Origin of the sequence: Alteromonas sp. CNT1-28, from assembly GCF_022348345.1 — a bacterium.
Classification (GTDB): domain Bacteria; phylum Pseudomonadota; class Gammaproteobacteria; order Enterobacterales; family Alteromonadaceae; genus Alteromonas; species Alteromonas macleodii.
Genome location: NZ_JAKREZ010000026.1, coordinates 51,142 through 64,806 on the forward strand (window position 1 = coordinate 51,142; position 13,665 = coordinate 64,806).

Here is a 13,665-nt window from a genome sequence, read left to right on the forward strand (position 1 = left end):
TCCTCCTGGAAGAAAGCCTACGTGGGTTTAATTGGAACTCTGTGTTAAACCGTATCTTTGCTGTTTACTTCAACATGCGGTGGCGTAATACGTAAAATCTTAATACCTAAATACGCATAAATAACAGCAAGGATCGGGTTGATTACGTTGAAGAATGCATAGAATACGTAATCAAATGGATTGACTAATAAAACACTGTGCATGTAAGCACCACAGGTGTTCCAAGGAATAAGTGGAGACGTAAGTGTGCCGCCGTCTTCAAGGCTTCGAGAAAGATTCAATTGGTCTAAACCACGCTTTTTGAATTCTTCTTTGTACATACGGCCTGGCATCACGATTGAAATATACTGATCTGCAGTAACAAGGTTGGTACCAAAACAAGTAAGAATGGTTCTGCTCACCATATCCCCTGCAGACTTTGCACCAATTAATATGGCAGAAACTGCACGCTTTAATAGGCCAACACGCTCTAATACGGCACCAAACGACATTGCACAGATGATCAACCAAATGGTATTTAACATAGAAGACATGCCACCACGAGAAAGCAAGCTATTTAAGTTCTCGTCAGGTGTTGAGAAGCTTACGCCATCGAATAGCGCAGTCCAAACTACCTTCAACGCACCTACATTCACCGAGTCGTCAGCACTTGCCATAGAAGTAACCACATCCCACTGGAATACAACTGCCCAGACGCCACCTAACAAAGCGCCGATAAAAACAGCTGGAAACGCAGGCATCTTTTTAATCGCTAAAGTGAGCAAAACGACAAGGGGAATTAACAAATGCCAACCTAAGTCAAAAGACTCGTTTAACAAAAGTTGCATTTGCTCAATGCGTTCTGCTTTGGCCTCACCCACTTCACTAAAGCCCAGTACCGTAAATAGAATAAGCGCAATAACAAAGCTCGGAATCGTCGTCCAAAGCATGTAACGGATGTGCTCAAATAAATCCGTGCCCGCAACGGCAGGCGCTAAGTTTGTTGTTTCAGATAAGGGAGAAATTTTATCGCCAAAGTACGAACCTGATACTACTGCGCCGGCGGTTATGGCTGCCGACATTTCCATGCCTGCAGAAACGCCCATTAGCGCAACACCCACAGTCGCCGCGGTAGTCCAAGAACTACCTATACTCATTGCAACAACCGCACAAATCAGACAAGCGGCAGCATAGAAAAACGAGGGGTTAAGCAACTCTAAACCGAAATAGATAAGCGTAGGCACGGTTCCAGCTAGCATCCATGTCCCAATAAGAGAACCTACCGCTAACAGAATTAAGCAGGCACCTAAAGACATTGAGATACCGTCTACAATGCCTTTTTCGATAGTTTTCCAGCTGTAGCCATTTTTCATTCCAATGATAGCAGCTAAGCCCATCGCTAAAAGAAGTGCAATTTGGTTTGGACCGTAAGAAGAGTTATCGGCAAACAAATAAACTGCGCTTCCCATCATTATGACTAACGCAAGAATAGGAAGCATTGCATCGAGAAGTGACGGCGTTTTTATTTCTTTATTCGTCATTGTCGTTTTTTAAAACCTTATTATTGTATTTGTAACGCGTTAAGCGTGCTGTCCGCTTTTTACCAGAATGCTTTAGAAAACTGAGCGGTAGAACATAAGCGCAATGATAACGGGACACACAAAGCGTACGTACCAAGGCCAAATTTTCCAGAAAATGCTGTGTTCAGCAAACTGATCACCTTGTTTAAGTTCATCGAGTATTGCATCTCTGCGCCACACCCAACCTGCGAAAATACACAAGGCGAGTCCTAGTAACGGTTGGCTATACTCGGTAGTTAATGCGATAACAAAGCCGAACAAGGTTTCAAAATTTAAGATGATGATGCAGCTCAATACAAAGATGACCGATGCCATTAATAACACGGCCTTTTTACGTTGAAGACCTTTACTTTCTACCATAAACGCAACGGGAACTTCCAACATTGAAATTGAAGACGTGACGGCAGCAATCGCCATTAGCGCGAAAAAGGTAAAAGCAACGAAAAGACCTACGCTACCAATGGTATCAAAAAGTGCTGGTAGTACTTTGAAAATCAGCGTGTCACCTTGGATTAACGCGCCTTCTGGTGTGAAGATTTCAACGCCGTTGTTTAATGCAACGTACATGGCCGGGATAATAAGCATACCCGCAATAACCGCAACACCGATATCGACAAGCGCTACCGACGCACCAATGCTAGGTAGATTTTCATTTTTACTTAGGTATGAACCATAAACCAGCATGGTACCCACACCTAAAGACATTGAGAAAAAGGCTTGTCCCATGGCGTTAATTAATAAGTCTGGGTCTAGAACGCGAGAGAAGTCAGGTACTAAATATGCTGACCAACCTTCTACGGCACCAGGCTGTAGGCTCACATAAACAATCAATGCAAGAATGAGAATAACCAATGTAGGCATCAAACGCACTGACCACTTCTCAATGCCGGACTTTACACCACCGACAACGATAAATGCAGTTAAACCCATGAATAAGAAGCAGAAAATAATGTTACGCGTAACTGATGAAGTGAGTAGCCAGTCGCTAGCGCTCGTAAATCCCACCATGCTAACGGCAGCATCGGCGAAATAAACCAGCATCCATCCGCCTACAATAGCGTAGAATGCAAGGATAAGTGACACGGTAACACAGCCCCAAATGCCCGTTAGCCTTCCGACGAAATTGCCCGATATTTTACCTAAAGCGTCAACCATATTTGAACGTGAACTACGTCCGATTATAAGTTCTGCCATAAGTACGGGATAAGCGAGTACAAAGGCCAGCAGTAAGTATACGAGAACAAATGCTGCGCCACCGTTACTTGCTACCTTTGTAGGAAAGCCCCAAATATTACCTAGTCCTACTGCCGAGCCTGCCGCTGCTAGCACGAACCCTATTCGAGAGGAAAATTCGCCTCTGATAGCCATGTTATTTCCCTTTATTATTGTTTTAATAATTTATAGACACAAAAAAAGGGCTGGCCCTAGACCAGCCCTTTTTTCTAATCACTTAATTTCTTGTGATAGCGTAACGGCCTGTTTCGATCATATCGAAAGTAATATTGGCTGCCTCGTCCAAGAATGGATCTAATTCTTCCATATCTTCAGGTAGGTCGTCCAATGTTGTGACAGTTTCCATTCCCAATCGCTGTAAACGTTCGTTAGCACGAGCAAGCGACTTCTCTTCCGCCTCTTTCTTCTCGCCTTCACGTACAGATTTAACTAATGAGATGAAGTTCTTGTCTTTATTTTCCTTATATTCCTTTATGTCGTCTTGGATATAAGAAAACTCAGGATCTTGTAAAATACGTTTGTTGTGCTTCGCTGTTAAAACATCAAGCGCAGCAGTACCGTCTGCAAACGTCGTATAGTTAGCGCGATTGATACTGTCCCATGGCAACGCATTTTCCGCTTGGCTTTCTCCCCATTCAGCTGGTTCAACCGCCGATGGATAAAGAATGTCAGGAATAACGCCTTTATGCTGTGTGCTGCCGCCGTCAATGCGATAGAACTTGGCGATAGTAAACTGAACACTACCTAATGGGTTATCATAAAGGTCATAAATTTTACCTAAACCGCGATGCTGCTGCACTGTCCCTTTCCCGAAGGTTTGTTCACCTACGATGAGAGCGCGGTTGTAGTCTTGCATCGCTGCCGCAAAAATCTCTGAAGCAGACGCGCTATATCTGTCAACTAATACGGTTAACGGGCCATCATAAGCCACTTCGCCATCTGTATCACGGTTAACGCTAACTTTGCTTTGACCGTATCGAATTTGAACCACCGGGCCTTTTTCGATAAATAGGCCAGTAAGTAACGTTGCTTCGGTTAGAGAGCCACCGCCATTACCACGCAAGTCTACGATAACGCCTTTAACGTTTTGCGCTTTCAAGCTTTCTATTTCTTTAGCAACATCCATACTAAGGTTGTTGTAAAAACTTGGAATGGTGATTACACCTAGAGGTTCACCCGCGTGAGGGCCAGTCTCTGGCACATATACCTCCGATTTGGCTGCGCGATCTTCTAACTTAATTTTATCGCGAGTAAGGCTAACTACCGACGTGGTTTTCGCGTCCGTGGCTCCTTTTTCAACCTGTAGACGAACAGTACTTCCTTTCGGGCCTTTAATTAACTCAACCACTTCGTCCAATCGCCAACCAATCACATCAACAAACTCTTCGTCGTCTTGTGCTACGCCAACAATTTTATCTTCTGGTTTTATTGCGCCAGACTCATCTGCAGGACCGCCAGGTACAACGCTTTTGATTACCGTGTAATCATCTTCGCTTTGCAAAACCGCACCAATACCTTCGAACGACAAGTTCATGTCCATTTGAAAACGTTCAGCGTTACGCGGAGATAAGTAACTGGTGTGAGCTTCAATTGTACGTGCGAATGCATTCATTGCAGTTTGAAAAACGTCTTCGCTCTTTGCTTGCTTAGTGCGCTTAATCGCTCGTGTATAGCGTTTGGTAAGAAGCTCTTTCGCCTCTTCCCACGTTTTGTCTGCAAGTATTAGATTTAACGCGTCGTATTTAACGCGTTGACGCCAAATTTCATCCAGCTCAGCTTTATTGGCTGGCCATTCAGCATCTTCTCTGTCGTAAAAGAACTTATCGCCTTCTTTTTCAAAGTCGAACGGGCCTTTCTCTAACAGTGCAAGTGCAAATTCATAACGCTCAATGCGTCGTTTTGCGCTTACGTTATACATATCATAGGCAACAGAGAGGTTGCCTTTACTCAGCGCATCATCAAACAATGTGCGGTATTTCTCAAAACCCACAACATCAGACAGCAATAACACTTGTTTATTGTGATCTAATGAATCGATGAAGCGCTGGTAAACTCTAGCTGAGAGTGCATCATCCAACGAAATTTCCTTGTAGTGCGCCCTGGTAAAGAGTGCGCTTACTCGCTTAGCTGCAACACTGTGTTGAGATTCCTGTTGTAAAATGGGAAGCTCGTCTACCTCTGGTGTTGACGTAACTGCGCCTGCTCCTACCCCAACGGTAAGAAAAGCACTGGCGATGGAAATTCGAAGGATGTCTCTCATATTTTACGACCTCTTGGAGCGTGCCAAACGTAAAGCGTCTGCGTTTACTTTAACTACCATGCCTGAGTCTAATTGAACGTGAATGCCATCTTTAGCTACTTCGGTAATTACTGCAGGCATAGGTGCTTTACCTAATTTAACGGTAACTTGCGTACCTTGCTGTAAATCGCTATCTGTCAATTTCGCAGGTGGTGTATTGTTTGGTCTGTTATTTTTCGGTTTAGTTCCGCGCTTAGTATCAGCATGGTCCGAATTTGCAGATTTTTCACCTTTTGGACGATTAAATTGACGTTTATCTTTACGCTTAGGCTGCTGAGCTAGCTTAGCTTTGCGCTTTTCAGCTGCTTTTGCTTTGCTTTCTTCTAACTGCTGCTGCGCATGATCAGCGTGTTCTTTTTCAATTGCATCGCCTTCAACGCCGTCTAAATCTACACGGTTTGCACCTTCTTTGATGCTATGAAGATAGCGCCAGCTGTTGGTGTAATGTCGTAGTGTAGAACGAAGTAAGGTTTTGCTAACGCGTTCCTCTTCTTCTAAACGTGTGGCAAGATCTTGAAAAATACCGATCTTAAGTGGGCGGGCCTCGCCTTCAATGCTAAAACATTTCGGAAAGGTCTCTGCAAGGAAAGCTATCACTTCCTTACTGTTGGTAAACTTCTCTGGTGATTCCATTAACTTTCTAAATTATTCAGGAGATTTCATCGTTACTTGCATCATCCCAAGTTGCCAGCGTGTGGTCAACCCAATCAAGCAATTCGTCGTCATCTATTTCTAATAAATGCTTATCTTGTTGCCAAGATTCCCATGCGTAGTGCAAAATTTGCTCTAAACGCTGTGTTTCAATATCTTCTTCTGCATTGTCGTACACCGCATGTAAGATAAAATTTAAACGTTCAGATGCCTCATCTGGGTCATCATGAAAGTCTTCCATATCCTCATACGTGGATAAAACAACGTGAATATCAACACTGGATTTCATAATTATTTCTGCGAATCCATAAGAATTTGAGCAATTTCAACGAGCCCTTTTTCGTCTTCTTCGGTAAAGCGTTCAAAAACAGGGCTGTCGATATCAAGTACGCCAACCAGCACATCGTTTAGCACTAGTGGAACAACAATCTCAGAGTTTGACGCAGCATCACAGGCAATGTGTCCTTCGAACTGATGAACGTCTGCTATACGCTGAACAGTTCTGGTACTTGCACTCGTTCCGCAAACGCCTTTTCCAAGTGGAATGCGAATACATGCTGGTTGCCCCTGAAATGGACCGAGTACCAACTGCTCTTCTTTATAAAGGTAAAAACCTGCCCAATTCACCTCTTCGAGGCTATTGAAAAGCAGCGCACTTATATTTGCCATGTTAGCGATAAGATCGTGCTCGCCAGAAACCAAGCTCTTTGCTTGGTTTATTAACTGACCGTACTGTTGTTCTTTCAAACGAATTTCCTGCTATTGAACAATGTTAAAAGACACATTAACACGCGCTTCTATGCGCTCTTGGCCAGGTAAAGACATAGACATGTCTTTGGCAAAAGCTTCTGCGCGCATTACTGGAATCGGCATATTGCCACCAGATTCTGAGATTGCAACAACTTCACCTACTTCAATCTCTAATTCTTTTGCTAATAACTGTGCACGTTGCTTTGCGTCTTTTACCGCAGAGATAAGTGCTTTTTGATAGGCATCGCCTTCACCAACTGAAATAAAGTTGAATTGTTGTATGCGATCAACACCTCGTTTAAGCACGCCATCTAATACTTTATCATAAGTTTCAAGGTCAGTAGATGTGACGGTGATATCTCGTGACAACGTGAAACCTTCTTGCTGACGGCCTTGAGGCGTATTGATATAGCGAGGTTGTAAGCGTACTTGCATACTCTGAATGTGCTTTTCATCTATACCTTGATTAAGCAAGAACTTAACAATAGAGCGGAGGTCCGAATCAAGCTGAGTGTTCAGTTTACCTACTGTATTACCTTCTTCTTCAACAACGAGTGTGACTGAATAAGCGTTTGGTGTCACTTCTACCGCTCCTACGCCTTGCACATTTATAACCGCTTCTTGTGCGGCCTGTGCGGAAACCATAGGTGCAGATAAGGCAATAAATGATGATGCTAACAATGCTTTTTTAACTACACTTTTAGCTGTCGAATAAGTATTAGTACGCGTGATCATTTTCATAGAGATTCCTTTTTTATGGTGCCTTTTAATTACGTTACCTAAAGGATAAATATTTAAAACTGAATAGTTTATGAATATACGCAATAAACGAAATCTTAACACTGAACTGAGACGAGAAGAGATATAACTTCGCCGAGATGTACTTTTTATGAGGCAAGACCAAAAAATGGATAAGTAATACCAGTCAACTTGATGTAGTGCCACTATACCTGCGGTAACACGGCGTGATTACGAAGATTTTAAATCTCCCTGAATGGGTAATGATCTATGCGGACTGATATCAAAGCGCGATGTTAAATGGGTTTTATATGCTAAATGGTTAAAAGCCAACCGTTCAGCTAAGCATCTCGCTGAACGTGTTGACCGAAAAGATTAAAAGGCGCTAAGCGTTTTACTTAAGCACAGTGCGCAACGCAGCAAGGCAGTGATCGATATTACGGGGTTTACATGCATATCCCATAAGACCAATTCGCCATACTTTACCGGCATGATCGCCTAAACCGGCGCCGATTTCTAAATTAAAATCTTCAAGCAATTGCTTGCGAACGGCAGCATCGTCTACGCCGTCTGGAATTTTAACTACATTTAATTGAGGCAAACGATAAGCACTGTCTACCGTTAGCTCTAACCCAAGTTCACTTAGACCCTGCGCAAGTTTTTCATGACCCAATGCATGACGCTGCCACGCATTTTCTAAGCCTTCTTCTTTTAAAATCAGAAGTGCTTCGTACATAGCGTACATACTGTTGACAGGTGCAGTATGGTGGTAGGCACGCTTGGCGCCCTGCCCCCAATAACCAACAATCAAGTTCATGTCTAGAAACCAGCTTTGCACTTTCGTTTTTCGGTTTTGAATAACGTTAACTGCTCTTTCACTAAATGAAACAGGAGAGATACCCGGCACGCAACTCAAACACTTCTGTGAACCTGAATAAATAGCGTCAATGCTCCAACCGTCAACATCTAACTCGATACCTCCAAGAGAGGTAACTGCATCAACAATGCTAAGACAATCATACTTTTTAGCCAGCTCACAAAGCGCTTTGGCTTCATTGCGTACGCCCGTAGATGTTTCTGCGTGAACAAAGGCAAGGATCTTAATATCCGGATTGGCTTTAAGGGTGTCTTCTACCACATTAAGGTCAGTTTGCTCGCCCCATGTATTGTTGACGGTAATAGCCTCACCACCACAACGCTCTACGTTTTCGACCATTCGATTGCCAAATACGCCGTTAATACACACGAGTACCTTATCGCCTGGTTCTACAAGATTAACAAAACATGCCTCCATTCCTGCTGAGCCCGGAGCAGAAATAGGCATAGTAAGTGCATTCTCAGTTTTAAACGCATACTGTAAAAGCTGCTTGGTTTGGTCCATTAACTCAATGAATAATGGATCAAGATGGCCCAGGGTGGGTCTCGCCATGGCGTTTAAAATTCTGGGGTTAACATCGGATGGTCCTGGACCCATCAAAGTCCGTTCAGGGGGAATAAAAGTAGAAAATGATTGCATAATCCATCCTCGTATTAATGTAAGAGCCTGTTTTTAGAGTCAGTATCACGCATATTTAGCATGAACGTTGACGTCATACTACAAGGATAATGGCATGGTACAACCGTCTGTTTTCAACATAACCTACATGAATGAAAGTATGTCTATATATTTAACAAGGGTATATATTAACAACGCTTCATCACGTGGATAAAATGTGTGCAACATGTGGATATAAACTGTACACCTTTTTGCTCAAAAAACACCACATCCGACCAGTCTTTAGTCCATTGATTACTAACGTATAAGTTCTACAATTTAATTGACGTTGAGAGTGTAAGATAAAATTCACACAAAAATTGTTTATAATTTAAACAAATGTATTCTATACTCATTGTCCGTTTAAAAGATTTTATTTAAACTCTCCTGTGTAAAAGTTAGCGCACGGCTCAGCAATGAGCCATTCCCCTAGGCCCGGAACGTTTGTTCTGGGCATTTTTTATGGGGATTCAAAATATCGCGAACAGCCTAGTCTTAAATTTCAGCTATCAACTGGCTGTAATGATGACTTATATGTTTTGGCGTTATCTACGTAATGTTCAGCGGACGCTTTTAGTTTGGGTTCGATCTTCTCATCAAATGTTCTAATGACTTTACCAGGCGCTCCAACTACTAAACTGTAATCTGGAATTTCCATGTTTTCCGTTATCAAAGCGTTAGCGCCAATGATGCAGTACTTTCCAATTTTTGCACCGTTTAATACGACAGCGTTAATTCCTATCAAGGAATAGTCACCAATCTCGCAGCCGTGAAGCATGACTTTATGTCCTACTGTTACCCCTTCACCTAGCACTAAAGGAATACCTGCATCGGTGTGTAATACGCTGCCATCTTGGATATTCGTATTTTCACCAACGGTTATCTTGTCCATATCGCCGCGTATAACCGCATTGAACCAAACGCTTGAACCCGCTTTGAGTTCAACATTACCAATAACATGTGCGCCTGGCGCTATAAACGCACTTTCATCAACCAGCGGTGATGTAGAACCTAATTTGTAGCGCATTACCCTCTCCCTATTCGTCTACTTTTCTCATTAATCCTTCTTGCATGGTTGACGCAACAAGTTCACCATTTTGGTTAAATATTTGTCCGCGTACCAAACCTCTAGAGCCTCCGCTAAAAGGACTTTCCATTGCGTACAATAACCATTCGTTCATATTGATTGGGCGGTGGAACCACATAGCATGGTCTATCGTTGCGATTCGAAGTGATTTATCAGTTACCGCAACACCGTGTGGTTGAAGCGACGTACTGAGAAAATGATAATCTGATGCGTAAGCAAGCGCAGCTTGATGAACAGTCAGTGATGCATTCATTGTGTCTCTTGCTTTTAACCAGATATAACGCGTCGGTTCGCGTTTCGCTGACTGGTAAGAGTTAGCTGCATCTACCGTGCGGATATCTACAGGTTTATGATAGCTCAACGCTTCTTGCATAGGACGTGCAATCTTATTGAAGTTAGCTTCATAGAATTCAATGTCAGACTGCACATCGTCCGGCGCAGGCACATCTGGCATTGTTGGGTTTTGATGCTCCATGCCATCTTGAGGAACCTGAAAAGACGCTGTCATGTAGAAGATATTTCTACCATCCTGAATGGCTTTAACCCGTCTAGCAGAGAAACTTCTGCCGTCTCGCACTACTTCAACATCGTAAACTACAGGCTTTTTAGCGTCGCCTGGTAGTAAAAAATAAGTGTGGAATGAGTGTGCGACTCTACCAGCCTCCACTGTTTCGTATGCAGCTGCTAACGCTTGCCCCAAAACTTGTCCACCAAACAAGGCGCGGAAGCCTAAATCCCAGCTTTGACCTCGATAGATGCCAGCTTCCACTGTTTCGAGTTCAAAAAGTGACGATAGTTTAATCTCAGACATGTTGTACTTTCTCTTCAATTACTGCTTTTGGGTTTCGCGGGTAGTACTTTTCAGGCAATTTTGCTTTATGCTCGAAAAAACGCGTATCTTTATAGGGTAACTTCATAAACCCTGAAATGCCTAGCCCTTTTATTTTGGGAATTTGCTGAACGAGTTGCGCTAATAATGCGTGGAAGCGCTCTTCTTGGCTGTGATCAAGCAACGTGTAATAGTTGTGAATTTTCAAATGCCGAGGTAATGCTTCAAATATAATACAACCAGTGTGATGTATTGTATTAAGTTGAACGATGGTATCGATAATCTCCTGAGGCAGCTTTAATAGTTCGTCCGGATCATCGCCATCTTCGAAATATGAGTGAGTACGGCTTTCATCCTTTTGTGCAGAAACCCGTGATAGTTCGTAGGGAATAAACATACCGCCTGCTGGTTTAAAGTCTTCATCTTCACTTTCGCGTTCAATGTGCAGCGTGTTTTTGGCGTTGAACATACAACATTTGAACACCGCGGGCTTGTGAATAGCCCTTGCTAAATTAATGACATTATTCACTGCTAAATCAAACGCTGCTTTCATTGATTCATCATATAAGTTCAAGCTCGAATCGACATATATACCTTCTGGCTCCCAGCGCACAGCCATACCGCCAACTACAGGGTAACGGCCTAGTCTGCTTATTGCAGAAACAAATGCTTTTTCGGTATCCCCCATGCCCTGTAAATAGTTTTTGTAGTAGCGGTCAAATTGCGCATCGTCTATATAACGAAGTTCCTCTACGTCTTTTTCATCTAACGAGTCAGACAGTCTTGCCTGTTGGCGTAGGTAAGATTTTCGAGAGCTGTAAACAACGGTTTCAATATCAGCACGGTTCTGAGTGTGGGCCAGCCATGTAGGGATTAACGGAGTATATTGTGTTGGCTTGTCTTGAGTGAAAACCATATTCTTCAAAACGTGGAGATGATTAAACAGGTAATCTCCGCCTTGTCTTCTCTTTGTAGGATCTTCACTGAGCATGTGCTCAAGGATATTAGCAAGCATTTTAGGAAGACCAAGGGATGAAGGTGTAATAACCTTGCTTCCGTAACGACACGATTGCCCTGATGCCAATGCATATAATGTACTGGCCAAGCCTTGTTCATCGAAGCGGGGGCTGGAGAGTGCGCCATTAAGCTGCTCCTCGCCAATAAAATAAACATCGCCAAGTCGAGCATTAGTTTGATGCAGTTCACCCGACATTAAATCCATTACATTGTTACCTACATATTGCCCAGTGATGTCAGTCTGTGCGAACACTGAAGAGCCCCAATCAATCAATCCAACCGATTCATTTTCGGCATCCCAAACCAGGTTCGAGGGTTTAATGTCTCCGTGCACAATGGGTTTAATTTCTCCATTTTCACTGTATTGGCGAAAACTGGATAAAAGTTCGCCGACCTGCACTGCAATTTTGACGATAATACGGGGCGAAAGTGGGCCTGTTTTCAAGCTGACTTTTTCTAGGTCTTCGCCAGGTGCGCGACCCATAACCAAGATGGATTGTTTGCGTATTTGTTGATATTCAATAAACCGCGGCACAAACTCATGATTAACGTGAGAAAGCATAAAAGCTTCCTCTTCTAGTCTATCTTGCACATGCTGCGGCAACGTTATTCGCGAAAACTTAAATACCCGTGATTCACCGCTTGGCGCGTTCCCTGCAAACGCAAACCCAAAGGCTCCTTTCCCTAAAAGTTCGATGTCACTGTACCCCAACCCTTCTAACTGCGAGATACAAAGGTTTACCCAGTCTTTTAACTTTTTCGCATCCGCATGTGATAGCAGATATATCGACTGCTCATCGGGTATATAGAAATGTTTTAGGCCTTTGAGTTGCGACATGTTTTTTACTTCACGCTTTTAGTGACTTATTTGAAACGGATTAATCAGCAACAATACGCTTACCATTGTTAAACTGCACAGCAATCAATTATCTTCGTTTATCCAGGTAACATGCGCTGTAGCGTGATAACCCGTTTCATCGGTACCTAACCTACCAACAACGCTTTCTAACGCGCTCTCTAAATTAGCATCTAATTGCCAAGGCGGGTTTAAAACGAATACGCCCGAACCATACATTCCGGCATCAGCGGTATTTTCTGCCACGCATATTTCTGCTTTAAAACAGGGTTTACCTATTGCTGCGAGCTTTTCACACATAGCTTCACTTGCACCACTTTTGGCGCCCGCTCTCTCTGAAAGTAGTGGATACCACACTACGATTTGTGCCTGCTGCCAGCGTTTGAATACCTGCTCCACCCCCTTAACAAGGTCGCTATATTCATTCACGCGCTCATAAGGGGGGTCGATTAAAATAGCACCGCGATTGGGTTTAGGTGGCGTGAGTGCACGAAGCCCTTCGTACCCGTCACGTTTATGGACGTGGCTATTACGGGTGCGTAAACGGGATACGTTGCTGTCTAATTTATCGAATTCTGCAGGGTGAAGTTCCATGAGGTGTAAGTTATCACCGCCCCTTTTTGCTTTTGCGCTTATTGCCGGTGAGCCCGGATATTGTTGTTGTGCTAAGAACGGTTCACACAACGATAAATAGTCGGCCAACAAATTTGGCAAGTCCTGAACGCCTTTATCATCTATAAGCAAACGAGATATACCCGTCTCATACTCTTTATTTTTTGATGACATGGCATCGGTTAGATCGTACGCGCCCGCGCCTGCGTGAGTGTCGAAAAGCGTAAAAGGTTTATCTTTTTTCTTTAATGCGTTGATAACGCCAATCCAACAAAGATGTTTGATGACATCAGCGTGGTTGCCCGCATGAAAGGCATGTTGATAACTAAGCACAAAACCTCAGTAAAATTTTCGTTTGTTTATAGTGCTCTATAATAACGTCAACGCGCTTTGAGGTATACAAAACATCGAGTAGGGTGAGGCGTCACCGCCTCATCCCTCTCACAGAACCGTACATACGGGCCTCGTATACGGCTCATGTACATAGTTATTTAGCGTAA

Annotated in this window: 12 protein-coding genes; all 12 read right to left on the reverse strand. The window is 43.3% G+C overall.

Annotated elements, in window-relative coordinates; genetic code table 11:
- Positions 1–44 precede the first annotated feature (44 nt).
- The 12 genes from nhaC to rlmJ all read right to left on the reverse strand — a co-directional run bounded on the left by nhaC (position 45) and on the right by rlmJ (position 13,498).
- Positions 45–1,520, reverse strand: coding sequence for a Na+/H+ antiporter NhaC (gene nhaC, locus MHN02_RS15315; RefSeq protein WP_039227711.1), 1,476 nt, complete (start codon positions 1,518–1,520; stop codon positions 45–47).
- A gap of 72 nt (positions 1,521–1,592) precedes the next feature.
- Positions 1,593–2,927: a sodium-dependent transporter gene (locus tag MHN02_RS15320; RefSeq protein ID WP_014949544.1), complete on the reverse strand. Its 1,335-nt coding sequence runs from the start codon at positions 2,925–2,927 to the stop codon at positions 1,593–1,595.
- Positions 2,928–3,009: 82 nt separating this feature from the next.
- On the reverse strand, positions 3,010–5,052 hold the full coding sequence (gene prc / locus MHN02_RS15325; RefSeq protein WP_014949543.1) for a carboxy terminal-processing peptidase: 2,043 nt from the start codon (positions 5,050–5,052) through the stop codon (positions 3,010–3,012).
- Positions 5,053–5,055: 3 nt separating this feature from the next.
- Positions 5,056–5,724 carry an RNA chaperone ProQ gene (gene proQ / locus MHN02_RS15330; protein WP_014949542.1) on the reverse strand — a complete coding sequence of 223 codons (669 nt, stop codon included), beginning with the start codon at positions 5,722–5,724 and terminating at the stop codon, positions 5,056–5,058.
- A 16-nt stretch (positions 5,725–5,740) separates the two neighbouring features.
- A complete protein-coding gene (locus MHN02_RS15335) occupies positions 5,741–6,031 on the reverse strand; it encodes a hypothetical protein (protein WP_014949541.1) in 291 nt (96 codons plus the stop codon).
- A 2-nt stretch (positions 6,032–6,033) separates the two neighbouring features.
- A complete protein-coding gene (locus MHN02_RS15340; RefSeq protein ID WP_014949540.1) occupies positions 6,034–6,489 on the reverse strand; it encodes a GAF domain-containing protein in 456 nt (151 codons plus the stop codon).
- Between the two features lie 12 nt (positions 6,490–6,501).
- Positions 6,502–7,233 (reverse strand): SIMPL domain-containing protein, encoded by a 732-nt coding sequence (locus MHN02_RS15345; RefSeq protein WP_014979336.1) that lies wholly within the window; start codon positions 7,231–7,233, stop codon positions 6,502–6,504.
- 391 nt (positions 7,234–7,624) lie between these two features.
- The gene (locus MHN02_RS15350) at positions 7,625–8,746 is read right to left on the reverse strand and encodes an alanine--glyoxylate aminotransferase family protein (RefSeq protein ID WP_239247201.1); all 1,122 of its coding nucleotides are present in this window, start codon (positions 8,744–8,746) and stop codon (positions 7,625–7,627) included.
- Between the two features lie 520 nt (positions 8,747–9,266).
- Entirely contained in the window at positions 9,267–9,791 is a 525-nt protein-coding gene (locus MHN02_RS15355) for a gamma carbonic anhydrase family protein (RefSeq protein ID WP_239247203.1), read from the reverse strand.
- A 10-nt stretch (positions 9,792–9,801) separates the two neighbouring features.
- Positions 9,802–10,662: an acyl-CoA thioesterase II gene (gene tesB / locus MHN02_RS15360; RefSeq protein ID WP_239247205.1), complete on the reverse strand. Its 861-nt coding sequence runs from the start codon at positions 10,660–10,662 to the stop codon at positions 9,802–9,804.
- Positions 10,655–12,535: a phosphotransferase gene (locus tag MHN02_RS15365; protein ID WP_039227720.1), complete on the reverse strand. Its 1,881-nt coding sequence runs from the start codon at positions 12,533–12,535 to the stop codon at positions 10,655–10,657. Before MHN02_RS15365 ends, tesB begins: the two co-directional genes overlap by 8 nt.
- Positions 12,536–12,619: 84 nt before the next feature.
- Positions 12,620–13,498 (reverse strand): 23S rRNA (adenine(2030)-N(6))-methyltransferase RlmJ, encoded by an 879-nt coding sequence (gene rlmJ, locus MHN02_RS15370; protein ID WP_239247207.1) that lies wholly within the window; start codon positions 13,496–13,498, stop codon positions 12,620–12,622.
- Between the last annotated feature and the right edge of the window lie 167 nt (positions 13,499–13,665).